The sequence below is a fragment of the Pseudoduganella violaceinigra DSM 15887 genome, assembly GCF_000425385.1.
Lineage (GTDB): Bacteria > Pseudomonadota > Gammaproteobacteria > Burkholderiales > Burkholderiaceae_D > Rugamonas > Rugamonas violaceinigra.
In genome coordinates, this window is sequence record NZ_AUDI01000020.1 from 93,850 (window position 1) to 106,464 (window position 12,615).

Here is a 12,615-nt window from a genome sequence, read left to right on the forward strand (position 1 = left end):
GGAGGCCGCTGTGGCAGACAGAATCCTCGTGTTTGGCGAAGCCCTTCTCGATGATTTTGGCGACCAGCAGGTAGCCGGCGGCGCCCCCTTCAATGTGGCGCGCCACCTGGCCGGCCTGGGACTGCCGGCCTTGATGGTGACGCGCGTCGGCAACGACGCCGACGGCGAGCAACTGCGCGGCGAGTTCGCGCGCTACGGCATGAGCACCGAAGGCTTGCAGCATGGCGCGCAGCCGACCGGCCGCGTGCTGGTCGAACGCGATGGCCAGGGCGGGCACCGCTTTCATATCCTGGCCGAGCAGGCCTATGACCATATCGAGGCCGCGGCAGCGGTCGATGTGATGCGGGCTTTTTCTCCCGATACGGTGTATTTCGGCACGCTGGCGCAGCGCAGCCACGGTTCGCGCGCCGCGCTGGCCGCGCTGCTGGAGGCGGCGCCCGATGCGCTCCGCTTCCTCGACCTGAACCTGCGCGAGGGAGCGGATGAGGCGGTGGTCTTCGCTTCGCTGCAGCAGGCCGATATCCTGAAGGTGAATGAGGATGAGCTGCAGGCGCTGTTTTCCTGGTACTGCCACACCTGCCCCGACACCGTGGACATGGACTGCGCGGCCGTCGAGGCGGAAGCGCGCGCCATGATGCACAATTTTTCCATCCAGGGCTTGCTGGTGACGCTGGGGGTGCGCGGCGCCGTCTACTTCGGCGCCGACGGCGCGCGCGTGGCCGACCACCAGGCCAATACGCCGGCGCATTTTGCCGATACCGTGGGGGCGGGCGATGCTTTTGCCGCGGTATTCCTGGCGGGCCGCGCACGCGGCTGGGAAATGCCGCAGCTCCTGGCGCGCGCCAATGCCTTTGCCGGCGCCGTGTGCGGCATCGCGGGCGCGGCGCCGGAGGATCCGGCCTTTTACGCGCCCTGGCGCCAGGCCTGGGGCTTGGATTAAGCGGCGGCCACTTTGCGGCGGGTCTGGATCATTTTCCAGCCGTTGCCGGACGGGTCGCGGAAGCCCGCATCGACCGTGCCGTAGCGTTCCACCGGTTCCTGGTTGAATTCCACGCCGCGCTGCTGCAGCTTATCGAAGGTGGCGAAGCAGTCTTCCACTTCCAGCACCATGGGCGGCATGGCGCCTTTGGCCACCAGCGCATGCAGCGCCTGCGCGGTCGCCGCATCGTGCACCGGAGGACCCGGCACGTACAGGCCGAGCTGGAAGTCCGGCTGGTCCGGATGCTGCACGGTCAGCCAGCGGTAGTCGCCATTGCGTACGTCGGTGTGCACGCGGAAGCCCAGCTTGTCGACATAGAAAGCCAGCGCTTCATCCTGGTCGCGGACATACAGGCCTACGGTTTGAATACCTTGTTTCATGGGTGGGTCTCCTTTACGTGAGACTCCATTGTAGGGAGGTCTTCCAGGCGCCGCTTCTCCGAAACTGCCATTGTGAGGTGGGGGCGGTGGGCGGCGCTCAGCACGCAGGCCGGCACCTGTCCCGGCTGGCCGGTGTCGCTGCGCGCCTGCTGGCGCACTTCGCCCGGGTTCTTGCCGGTGATGTCGCGGAACGTGCGGCCAAACGTGCCCAGGCTGCGCCAGCCGGTGCTGTAGGCGATGTCGGTGATGGGCAGCTCGGTTTCGCGCAGCAGCGTCACCGCTTTTTCAATGCGGCGCGTGAGCAGGTAGCGGTGGGGCGGAAGGCCGAAGGCTTCCTTGAAGGAGCGGGCGAAGTGAGTTGCAGAGACGCAGCTCACTTCGGCCAGGCGGCTGACCGGCCATTCCTCGTGCGAGGCGGCGTCCATCCGGTCCTTGGCGCGCAGCAGGCGCCGCAGGAGTTCCGGACTTTGGCTGGGGCTGTCGATTATTCTTCTTCCGACATCTGCGACTGCAGATAGTTCTGGATACCGATCTTGCCGATCAGGTCGATCTGGGTTTCCAGCCATTCGATATGCTCCTCGGTATCCTTCAGGATATCCAGCAGCAGGTCGCGCGATACGTAATCGCCGACTTTCTCGGAATGGGCAATGCCTTCCTTGACGGTCACATGGGCGCCTTTTTCCAGCTTCAGGTCGGCGGCCAGCATTTCTTCCGTGTTTTCGCCGATCAGCAGCTTGTGCAGGGCTTGCAGGTTCGGCAGGCCGTCCAGCATCAGGATGCGGTCGATCAGGCGGTCGGCGTGCTTCATTTCGCCGATCGACTCTTCATATTCCTTCTTGCCCAGCTTGTCGAAGCCCCAGTGGCGGTACATGCGCGCATGCAGGAAATACTGGTTGATCGCCGTCAGTTCATTGGTGAGCTGAGCATTGAGCAGGCGGATGACATCTTTGTCGCCCTTCATGGGGTTTCCTTCTTATCGGGTTGGGAATAATGGCATTTTGCCACGAAGCAGGGCCGCAACCTAGTCTCCAGGGCAACTTAAGATTGCTAACGACATTGCTAATGCAAATGAAAACAATTATCATTTGCGTTTTACGCCTACCATTTAGAGTCGTCCCATGTCTTATATCAAGAGCCGCAAGCACTCGCCAGCTACGCTCGCAGCCATCGCCGCTTCGCTGGCGCTGCCTGTAGCCCACGCCGACAGCAACACCGCCGCACCCGAGCAGAAAATGCACGAAGTCGTCGTCACCGGCCAGACCGGCAGCGACTTCCAGGTCAAGAAATCGGCCTCGGACAAATTCACCGCCCCGCTGCTCGATACCCCGAAAGCCGTGACCGTGATCCCGACCGAGGTGATTGCCCAGACTGGCGCCACCTCGCTGACCGATGCCCTGCGCACCGTGCCGGGCATCACCGTCGGCGCCGCTGAAGGCGGCCAACCGGTGGGCGACAACCTGCTGATCCGCGGCTATAACGCGCAGAGCGACACCTATATCGACGGCATCCGCGACACCGGCTCCCAGAGCCGCGAAATCTTCGACCTGGAGCAGATCGAAGTGGTGAAGGGCCCGAATTCGGCCTACGGCGGCCGTTCTTCCGCCGGCGGCGGCGTGAACCTGGTTTCCAAGACTGCCAAGGCTGAGAACTTCAGCAACGCTTCGGTCGGTATCGGCAACGCCAAATACCGCCGCGCCACCGTCGACGTCAACCGCATGATCGGCGATGACGCCGCCGTGCGCCTGAACGTGATGGGCCATGAAAACCATGTCGCCGGCCGCGATCAGATCCATGGCGACCGCTGGGGCATCGCGCCGACCGTGGCCTTCGGCCTGACCGGTCCGACCAAGGTCAACCTGTCCTACTACCATATGCAGTCGAGCGAACTGCCGGACAGCGGCGTGCCGTTCAATAATCCCTTCACGACCGGCGCCAACGTGGCCAGGAACGGCAACGGCACCCCGATGTCCGTGCCGCGCAACACCTACTACGGCCTGGTCGACCGCGATTTCCGCGACACCAAGTCCGATATCGGCACCATCGACGTCAAGCACGACTTCCGCAACGGCCTCGCGTTCCGCAACGTGACCCGCTACGGCAAGACCGAGAACGATTACGTCTACACCCAGCCGGACGATTCCAAGGGCAATGTGCTGCTGTACGGCACCCTGTGGCGCCGCGCCAATACCCGCGTGGCCGAGACCGACGCGCTGGCCAACGCCTCCAGCCTGACCGGCGAATTCACCACCGCCGGCATCAAGCACAGCTTCACCACCGGTGTGGAAATCAGCCGCGAGATCACCGACCGCAGCACCTACCTGTTCACGCCGGGCACCAACAACCCGCTGACCAAGGGCACCGACTGCAAGACTGCCGGCGCGGCCACCCTGTACAACTGCACCACCCTGTTCAACCCGAACCCGAACGATCCGTGGAGTGCGACCCAGGCGCGCAGCGTGTCGCCTGCCGCCACCAATGTGCACACCAACAGCCGTTCGGTATATGGTTTCGACACCATCGAATTCACCCCGCAATGGCTGCTGAACGTGGGCCTGCGCTGGGATGGCTTCCGCTCCGCGCTGTCGACCGCTGCCAATCCGGCCGCTACGCCGGCTACCGCCGCCGTGAATGCGGAAGTGAAGTCCAACTTCACCAACTACCAGGCGGGCCTGGTGTACAAGCCGGCCGCCAACAGCAGCATCTACATCTCCTACGGCACCTCGTCCACCCCGCCCGGCAATGACGGCGGCGAAGGTAATGACGGCCTGAGCGTGGCGGTGAAAGACCTGAAACCGCAGGACAGCAAGAACTTCGAGCTGGGCACCAAGTGGGAAGTGCTGGCACGCCGCCTGTCCCTGAGCGGCGCCATCTTCGAAAGCAAGATGAACAACGCCCGCGTCAGCGGCCCTAACGGCACCTCCTTCAACGCCGGCAAGAAAACGGTGCGCGGTGCGGAATTCGGCATCAGCGGCGCCCTGACCAGCAACTGGCAAGTCTTCGGCGGCGCCACCTGGCTGGACGCGGAAGTGGGCGACAATGGCTACACCAATGTCGGCACCACGGCGCAGCCGGTGTGGGCAAAATCGCCCTACGACGGCAACGTCTTCCCGGGCGTACCGAAGACCAGCGCTTCGCTGTGGACTTCCTACACCGTGCTGCCGGGCCTGACCATCGGCGGCGGCGTGAACTATTCGGCCAAGATCTGGGCTAATATCAACAACACCAAGTACGTGCCAGGCTTTACCCGCTTTGACGCAATGGCGAGCTACGAAGTGAACAAGAACATCAGCCTGCAGCTGAACGTGCAGAATCTGACCGACAAGTTCTACTTCGATAAATCGGTCTCGAACCATTACGCCCAGATCGCCGCCGGCCGTACCGCCATCCTGACGGCGAACTTCCACTACTGATCATGATGCTGCATATCCCCGGCGTGCTGACGCCGGAGCAAGTCACCTACTTCCGCCAGCGCCTGGCGGCCGCCGACTGGATCGACGGCCGCGCCAGCGTGGGCAGCCAGGGCGCGCAAGTCAAGCGCAACCGGCAGATCGCGGAAGGGACGCCGCTGGCGCTGGAGCTCGGGGATATCATCATCAAGGCGCTGGCGAAGAACCCGCTGTTCTACTCGGCGGCGCTGCCGCTGAAGATCCTGCCGCCGTATTTCAACAGCTATGCCGGCGGCGAGACCTACGGCCTGCATATCGACGGTGCGATCCGCCACATGGCGGGTTCGTCGGACGTGATGCGCGCGGATATTTCCACCACCGTGTTCCTGTCCGATCCGGAAGAGTATGAGGGCGGCGAGCTGACCGTGATGGACAGCTACGGCGCGCATGAAGTCAAGCTGCCGGCGGGCGATGCGATCGTCTACCCGGCCAGCAGCGTGCACCGCGTGAACCCGGTGACCGCGGGCGAGCGCGTGGCCTCATTCCTCTGGACGCAGTCGATGGTGCGCGACGACGGGCAGCGCACCATGCTGTTTGAGCTGGACCAGAATATCCAGAAACTGCGCGCGGCGCATGGCGATGATGAGGCCACGGTCGGACTGGCGGGGCATTATCACAATCTGCTGCGCATGTGGGCTGATCTTTAAAACCGGTAAACCGGTGTCCGACCCGCAGGGTCAGACACCACAATGCAAACGCCGCGAACTTCGATTGAAGTCCGCGGCGTTTGCACATCAGTGTCTGACCCTGCGGGTCGCGGTTTAAGACATCTGGAAATTGATCGGCACCACCACATACACCGGCTGCGCCTTGCCATCCTCAATATAGGGCTTGAACAGCGCGCGCATCACGGCAGCGCGTCCCGCTTCATCGAGGTTGTTGAAGCCGGAAGACTTCTGGATCGACGCCTGCTCGGCATAACCCTTCTCATTGACCAGCACGCGCAAGGTTACCACGCCCTGTTCGCCCATACGGCGCGACACCGACGGGTACACGGGCTGCGGCGCACGGAGATATTCGACCGCGGAGATCACGCGCGGGCCGGCCGGTGCGGCTGGCGCCGCCGGGACTGCGGCAACGGGCGCCGCCGCCACCGGCGTCATGGGCGCCGGCTCCGCAGTGCGCGCTTGCGCCGGTGGCGGCGTAATGGTGTTTTCAATCACCACCGGCAGCATCGGCAGCGGCGGTGGCGCGATGGTCGGCGCTTTCTGCGCGATTTCTACGGTTTTCGGCTGCGAGACAGGCGGCGGAGGTGGCGGCGGCGCAACAAACGTGACATTGACCACGTCCGGGATGCGCTCGACAAGGCGGTGCATCGTGCCGTTGATAAAGGCATAACCCAGGGCCGCATGCAGGGCGACGACGACGGCGATCTTGGTCAGCTTGCCGCTGCCGGCGCCGGTGCCAAAGCCCCCGGCGGGAAAAGTCATCGTCTGCATAGCGTCCTCACACGGCCAGTGTCGGGCGCTTCAGTACAGTTTCCTGAATTCCGCTGCCCAGATGTTCATCCAGCACTTCCACCGCATAGCTGAGGCAGTTGCCGCAGCAGGTGGCCACGCCGAGCGCTTCGCGCAACTCGTCGATGGAGCTGATCCCCATATCTATGGCTTGACGGATTTCTCGATCAGAGATGTTGTTGCAGACACAAACGATCATTTTGATGAGTACCTTCTGGCTAAGATTGCGATTCTCATAATGAGAATCATTATCATTACGGTTTCCATTCTACCCGAACCGGGCTACAATGCAAGCGTATCTAAGAACAATTCTCATTTATAATGATGAGGTTGTATTTCTCCCAGGAACGTTCGCCATGACCCTTGCGCCTACCCTCATCAAGCTTGATTCCCTGCCGGTGGGGCAGAGCGGAACGGTGATCCACATTGCCCCGGGCAATCCTGACGATACCGAGGACGGCGCCGACCTGGCGCGCCGCCTGATGGAGCTGGGCTTCGTGCCCGGCGAGCGCATCCGCATGCTCAAGCGTGGCCTGCCAGGCGGCGAACCGCTCGCCATTAAAGTAGGCAATGCCACGTTTGCCTTGCGCCGCTTCGAAGCCGCGCTGATCTCGATCCAACCGGAATAAATGCAATGGGTGCAGTAGAAAAGGCCGCGCAAGCCGTTGCGCAGCAGCCGATGGTTGCCCTGCTGGGCAATCCGAATTGCGGCAAGACCGCGTTGTTCAACCGCCTGACCGGCGCGCGCCAGAAGGTCGCCAACTATGCCGGCGTGACCATCGAACGCAAGGAAGGCCAGTTCACCTCCGGCGCCGGCAACGGCTTCCGCCTGCTCGACCTGCCGGGCGCCTACAGCCTGTCGGCCCATACTCCCGATGAAATGATCACGCGCGACGTGGTGGCCGGCCTGCGCGAAGGCGAGCGCTCACCCGACGTCGTCGTGTGCGTGGTCGACGCCACCAATCTGCGCCTGAACCTGCGCCTGGTCCTTGAGATCAAACGCCTCGGCCTGCCGATGCTCCTGTGCCTGAACATGGTCGACGTGGCCAAGAAGCGCGGCATCGTGGTCGACACATTGAAGCTGTCGCAGGAACTGGGCATGCCGGTGGTGGAAACCGTGGCGGTCAAGAGTGGCGGCGAGAAGACCCTGGTCGATGCGCTGGACGCCTTGTGGCCGATCCACCATAGCGTGGCCAATCCGCTGTCGGCCATCGACGCCGTGTCGGTTGAAGACACCCAGCGCGAAGTACGCCGCATCCTCGCTATCGCGGTGAAAGACGTCGAGGACCGCGGCAACCGCACCGAAAAGATCGACCACTTCGTGCTGCATCCGGTGATGGGCCCGGTTATCCTGGCCGTGCTGATGTTCTGCGTGTTCCAGGCCGTGTTCAGCTGGGCCAAGGCGCCGATGGAAATGATCAGCGGCGGCGTCGCCGACCTGGGCGTGCTGGTCAGCAGCCATATGCCGGAAGGCGTCCTGCGTTCGCTGCTGGTGGACGGCGTGTTCAGCGGGGTGGGCGCCGTGCTGGTGTTCCTGCCGCAGATCCTGATTCTGTTCTTCTTCATCCTGGTGCTGGAAGATTGCGGCTATCTGCCGCGCGCCGCCTTCCTGCTGGACCGCCTGATGGGCGGCGTCGGCCTGTCGGGCCGCGCCTTCATCCCCCTGCTGTCGTCGTTCGCCTGCGCCATTCCCGGCATCATGGCGGCGCGCACCATCCAGAATCCGCGCGACCGCATCGTCACCATCATGATCGCGCCGCTGATGACATGCTCGGCGCGCCTGCCGGTCTACGCGCTGGTGATCGCCGCCTTCATTCCGAACCGGGAAGTGTGGGGCGCCTTCAACCTGCAAGGCCTGGTGCTGTTCTGCCTGTATTTCGCCGGCATCATTTCGGCCATGGCCGTGGCCTGGGTCATGAAGCGCTCCATGCGCGCCAAGCGCAACCAGCCGCTGATGCTGGAGCTGCCGGCCTACCACTGGCCGCATATGCGCAACCTGGCCATCGGCCTGTACGAACGCGCCAAGATTTTCCTGATGCGCGTCGGTACCACCATCCTGACGCTGATGGTGCTGCTGTGGGCCCTATCCAGCTTCCCGGGCGCGCCGGAAGGCGCCACCCATCCCCCGATCTATTACAGTGTGGCCGGCATGCTGGGCCGCGCGCTGGAGTTCATCTTCGCGCCGATCGGCTTCAACTGGCAGATCTGTATCGCGCTGGTACCGGGCATGGCGGCGCGTGAAGTGGCCGTGGGCGCCCTGGGCACCGTGTATGCGCTGTCGCAGACCGGCGACGAACTGGCCAATTCCCTGCAGCCGGTGATCGCTTCCAGCTGGAGCATGGCGACCGCGCTGGCGCTGCTGGCCTGGTATGTGTTCGCGCCGCAGTGCCTGTCCACGCTGACCGTGGTGCGCCGCGAAACCAACTCCTTGAAGTATCCGCTGATGATGGCAGGCTATATGTTCGTGCTGGCGTACACCGCCACCTTCATCACTTACCGCGTCGCGCTGGCGCTGGGAGGCTGAACCATGTGGCAGGAAATCATTGTCGGTATCGTGGTGGCGGCAGCCGCGCTGCATGCGGCGCGGAAGTATCTGCCTGCCGCGTGGCGCCAGCAGATCGTCTTTGCCTTGTCGCGCCGCGGCCTGCCGCAGGACAAGCTGGCGCGCTTCTTCAATACGGAATCGAGCTGCGGCAGCGGCTGCGGCTCCTGCGGCGGTTGCGGCGATTCTTCCGCTGCGCTGGCCCCGCCTTCGGACGGCGGCCCTGCGCGCCGCGTCATCAAGATTTACAGCTCGTCGAACGCGTGAAGCGCGGCTGATACCAGCAATCCAAGAATCCCCAGCAGGCCGAATGCCCAGGTGAGCATGGGCTTGAATTCGCGCATCTCCAAGGCGATGGCGGCGACGGTCAATCCGGTGCCGACCAGCAGCAGCACCAGGTTGATGGCGAACGAGCGCCCCAGTGCCGGCGGCGCACCGTGCGCGGCATACCACTTACCGGCCAGCCAGCAGGGCAGGCACGCCAGCAGCAAAAGCAGCCCTCCCAACTCAATAGCAAGCAAATGACCCATCGCACGATGCCATAACTGAAATATTTACAATATCAGTTGGGGCGTTTGTCCCGCAAGTGAAAACTTGATCTGGGGCATGTCGTCAGTAAAAAGGTGTACTTACAATGCGACTTATTGAGATCGCATTGGGGGAGCCATCGTGGGCTGGAGCAGGAGGCAGTCCCGCATTGCAGACACCGGCACCGCTGCCGGGAACCAGAAAGGACGCCTCATGAACACCCGCCTCATTCCCCTGGCAGCAGTGCTGCTGGCAATCGTCCCGGCCCCGGCCTTTGCCGACCACGAAGGGGAATCGCCGCTCAAGCTGGTTGGCACCGTCGTCATCGCCGGCAACCATCCGACGTCGCTGCCGACCCAGATCCCGACCACCATCGAAGGCATTACCCGCGCTCAGATTGAAGAACAGGTCAACGCCAGTGACGCGGAAGACGCGCTGAAGTACCTGCCCAGCCTTCTGGTCCGCAAGCGCTATATCGGCGATTACAACCACGCCGTGCTGTCGACCCGCGCCTCCGGTACCGGCAACAGCGCACGCTCGGCGGTATTTGCGGACGGCGTGCTGCTGTCGAACTATCTGGGGAATGGCGCCACATTCGCGCCGCGCTGGGGCATGGTCGCGCCGGAGGAGATCGAACGGGTGGATGTGCTGTACGGGCCATTCTCCGCCGCCTATGGCGGCAATTCGGTGGGCGCGGTGGTCGACTATGTGACGCGCATGCCGAAGCAGTTTGAAGCCCATGCCCGCATGGCCTATGTGCGCCAGCCATTTGAGCTGTACAACACGAATATGACCTCCACTGCGCGGCAATCGAGCATGTCGCTCGGTAACCGTCACGGCGCCTGGTCGTGGTTCCTCAGTGTGAACCGTACCGATAGCGACGGCCAGCCGCAGACCTATACGACGCGCGCCGTTTCCGCCGGTACGGTGGGCAGTATGGGGGGGCCGGTGACCGGCGCCGTGATCGACAAGGACCGCAGCAACCGCGAGCAATACATCCTCGGCACCGCCACCCAATACAGCACGGTGCAGGATCACGCCAAGATCAAGCTGGCTTACGACTTCTCGCCGACCGTCCGCGCCAGCTATTCGCTCGGCTGGTGGAAGAACGATTCGAGTGGATCGCCCAATACTTACCTGCGCGATGCGGCGGGCAAGCCTGTGTTCAGCGGCCCTGTGTCGATCGACGGCCGCAGCTTTACATTGGCCCCCGCCGATTTCAACGCTTCGCAAGAGGCGCTACGCCACCTGATGCACGGCCTGACCGTGAAGAGCAATACCAAGGGCGTGTTCGATTGGGAGGTGGCGGCCAGCGTGTACGACTACAGCCGCGACATCCTGCGTGCGCCGACCACCGCGCAGCCTGCCGCGGCAAGAGGCGGGGCAGGCCGCATCGTCGACCAGAACGGCACCGGCTGGAATACGCTGTCGCTGAAAGCCGTGTACCGTCCAGATGGCATGCGCGGCAGGCATATTTTCGACTTCGGCTACCAGCGCGCGGCGTACAAGCTCTCCACCATCGAACGCGCCGCCACCGATTGGATCACGGGCGAACCCGGGGCGCGCAACCAGGCTTTCTCCGGCCGCACCAGCATCGACAGCCTGTACCTGCAGGATACCTGGAAGCTGGCGCAGGATTGGAAGACCGTGCTGGGCGCCCGTTTCGAGCACTGGGAGGGCCGCGACGGCGCGACCGCCAATGCCACCACGGTCGTGCATCACCCGCGTCGCAGCGACAACTTTGTCTCGCCCAAGGCCGCATTGGCCTTCCAAGCCAGCGAGGAATGGACGCTGAAGGCTTCCATCGGCCGCGCAGTGCGCATGCCGACCGTGTCCGAGCTGTACCAGGGCGGCATCAACAACACCGGCATCCTGATCAACAACGATCCGAACCTGCAGCCGGAGCGCTCCTGGACCACCGAGTTGAGCGCGGAGCGCCTGGTTGGCAATGCCGCCTTGCGCCTCACCGCATTCTTCGAGCGCAATAGCGACGCCCTGTATGCGCAAACCAATGTACTGGTAACGCCCAATGTGAGCAATGTGCAGAACGTGGACCTGATCCGCACTCAGGGGCTGGAGACCGCCTGGTCCAACGAGAACGTGCTGGTACCTGGCCTGGACATGCAAGCCAGCCTGACCTGGACCGATTCGAAGATCAAGCGCAATGAGAAATTTCCTGTCAGCGTAGGCAAGTGGCAGCCGCGTATTCCCGAATGGCGCGCCAGCGCGGTGGCGACTTACCGCGTGAACGACAAGCTCTCGGCCACGCTGGGGGCGCGCTACAGCGGCAAGCAATACTCCACGTTGGACAACAGCGATATCAACGGCTTCGCCTACACGGCGGCCAGCAAGTACTTCACTGTCGACGCGCGCGTGCGCTACCGCATCGACCAGCACTGGAGTGCGGCCTTCGGCATCGACAATGCCAACAACGACAAGTACTGGAACTACCACCCGTACCCACAACGCTCCTACTCCGCGGAGCTCAAACTGGATTGGTAGTGCCCTCGCAAAAATCGCGGAGGGGTGTCGTGATGGATTCGCGGGTCAGTGGTAAAGTCATGCCACCATTTATCCTTCCGGAGCGCACCCATGATCATTGTCCACCACCTCAACAACTCCCGTTCGCAACGCGTGCTATGGTTGCTGGAAGAATTTGGGCTGGCATACGAGATCAGGCACTACCAGCGCGACCCGAAAACCATGCTGGCGCCGCCGGAGCTGAGCAAGGTGCATCCGCTGGGTAAATCGCCCGTCATCGAACACGAAGGCAATACCGTGGCCGAATCGGGCGCCATCATCGAGTACCTGGTGGAAAAGCACGGCAATGACCGCCTGGTGCCGCCGGCCGGCACGCCGGACAAGCTGCGCTGGCGCTACTTCATGCATTACGCCGAAGGCTCGCTGATGCCGCCGCTGCTGATGAAACTTGTGTTCGACAAGGTGGAATCCTCGCCGGCCCCGTTCTTCGTCAAGCCGATCAAGCGTGCCATTGCGCAGAAGGTGATGTCGAGTTTCGTGCAGCCGAATATCGATCGCCACCTGGCTTATCTGGAGTCCGAACTGGCAGCGCGCGAGTGGTTTGCCGGCAGCGAATTCAGCGCGGCCGACATCCAGATGAGTTTCCCGCTCGAAGCGGCTGCCGCGCGCGGCGGCCTTGGCGCCAGCCATCCGCGCCTGCAAGCCTTCCTGCAGCGTATCCATGCCCGTCCTGCCTACCAGCGCGCCCTGGAACGCGGCGGCCCCTACGAACTGCTGCGCTAACGCAAAACTAAGTGGGCGA

At 63.3% G+C, this 12,615-nt stretch carries 14 protein-coding genes; 8 read left to right on the forward strand and 6 right to left on the reverse strand.

The features are described from left to right. Positions 1 to 10 precede the first annotated feature (10 nt). A complete protein-coding gene (locus tag H597_RS0113740) occupies positions 11 to 940 on the forward strand; it encodes a PfkB family carbohydrate kinase (protein WP_028102656.1) in 930 nt (309 codons plus the stop codon). Here the strand turns inward: H597_RS0113740 and H597_RS0113745 are convergent. Genes H597_RS0113745 through bfr form a run of 3 tightly spaced genes read right to left on the reverse strand, consistent with a single transcriptional unit; the run spans position 937 to position 2,320 of the window. Further along, a complete protein-coding gene (locus tag H597_RS0113745) occupies positions 937 to 1,359 on the reverse strand; it encodes a VOC family protein (protein WP_028102657.1) in 423 nt (140 codons plus the stop codon). The two genes, H597_RS0113740 and H597_RS0113745, sit on opposite strands and share 4 nt — an antisense overlap. Next, entirely contained in the window at positions 1,356 to 1,925 is a 570-nt protein-coding gene (locus tag H597_RS30850) for a helix-turn-helix transcriptional regulator (protein WP_083941092.1), read from the reverse strand. Before H597_RS30850 ends, H597_RS0113745 begins: the two co-directional genes overlap by 4 nt. Beyond that, on the reverse strand, positions 1,844 to 2,320 hold the full coding sequence (gene bfr / locus H597_RS0113755) for a bacterioferritin (RefSeq protein ID WP_028102658.1): 477 nt from the start codon (positions 2,318 to 2,320) through the stop codon (positions 1,844 to 1,846). Before bfr ends, H597_RS30850 begins: the two co-directional genes overlap by 82 nt. Before the next feature lie 157 nt (positions 2,321 to 2,477). Here bfr and H597_RS0113760 point away from each other — a divergent pair, with 157 nt between their 5' ends. Together H597_RS0113760 and H597_RS0113765 are read left to right on the forward strand one after the other, a co-directional pair. After that, entirely contained in the window at positions 2,478 to 4,769 is a 2,292-nt protein-coding gene (locus H597_RS0113760) for a TonB-dependent receptor (protein WP_028102659.1), read from the forward strand. A 2-nt stretch (positions 4,770 to 4,771) separates the two neighbouring features. Then, a complete protein-coding gene (locus H597_RS0113765; RefSeq protein ID WP_028102660.1) occupies positions 4,772 to 5,452 on the forward strand; it encodes a Fe2+-dependent dioxygenase in 681 nt (226 codons plus the stop codon). Between the two features lie 114 nt (positions 5,453 to 5,566). Here the strand turns inward: H597_RS0113765 and H597_RS30855 are convergent, their stop codons facing one another. Further along, complete coding sequence (locus tag H597_RS30855) at positions 5,567 to 6,244, reverse strand: energy transducer TonB (protein ID WP_051293778.1); 678 nt, start codon at positions 6,242 to 6,244, stop codon at positions 5,567 to 5,569. A gap of 7 nt (positions 6,245 to 6,251) precedes the next feature. Beyond that, entirely contained in the window at positions 6,252 to 6,461 is a 210-nt protein-coding gene (locus tag H597_RS0113775; RefSeq protein WP_028102661.1) for a (2Fe-2S)-binding protein, read from the reverse strand. 157 nt (positions 6,462 to 6,618) lie between these two features. Here H597_RS0113775 and H597_RS0113780 point away from each other — a divergent pair, with 157 nt between their 5' ends. From H597_RS0113780 to H597_RS0113790, 3 genes are read left to right on the forward strand one after another with little or no spacing between them, the layout of a single operon-like run. After that, positions 6,619 to 6,891 (forward strand): FeoA family protein, encoded by a 273-nt coding sequence (locus tag H597_RS0113780; protein ID WP_028102662.1) that lies wholly within the window; start codon positions 6,619 to 6,621, stop codon positions 6,889 to 6,891. 5 nt (positions 6,892 to 6,896) lie between these two features. Next, the gene (gene feoB / locus H597_RS0113785) at positions 6,897 to 8,786 is read left to right on the forward strand and encodes a ferrous iron transporter B (protein ID WP_028102663.1); all 1,890 of its coding nucleotides are present in this window, start codon (positions 6,897 to 6,899) and stop codon (positions 8,784 to 8,786) included. A gap of 3 nt (positions 8,787 to 8,789) precedes the next feature. Then, positions 8,790 to 9,071, forward strand: coding sequence for a DUF6587 family protein (locus tag H597_RS0113790; RefSeq protein ID WP_028102664.1), 282 nt, complete (start codon positions 8,790 to 8,792; stop codon positions 9,069 to 9,071). On the opposite strand, the gene H597_RS0113795 is transcribed toward H597_RS0113790, so the two are convergent. After that, positions 9,050 to 9,334 carry a hypothetical protein gene (locus H597_RS0113795; protein ID WP_154668101.1) on the reverse strand — a complete coding sequence of 95 codons (285 nt, stop codon included), beginning with the start codon at positions 9,332 to 9,334 and terminating at the stop codon, positions 9,050 to 9,052. The genes H597_RS0113790 and H597_RS0113795 overlap by 22 nt on opposite strands. A gap of 211 nt (positions 9,335 to 9,545) precedes the next feature. Between H597_RS0113795 and H597_RS0113800 the strand changes: the two genes are divergently transcribed. Continuing rightward, positions 9,546 to 11,834, forward strand: coding sequence for a TonB-dependent receptor (locus H597_RS0113800; protein WP_028102666.1), 2,289 nt, complete (start codon positions 9,546 to 9,548; stop codon positions 11,832 to 11,834). Between the two features lie 90 nt (positions 11,835 to 11,924). Further along, positions 11,925 to 12,596: a glutathione S-transferase family protein gene (locus tag H597_RS0113805; protein ID WP_028102667.1), complete on the forward strand. Its 672-nt coding sequence runs from the start codon at positions 11,925 to 11,927 to the stop codon at positions 12,594 to 12,596. Positions 12,597 to 12,615: the final 19 nt, after the last annotated feature.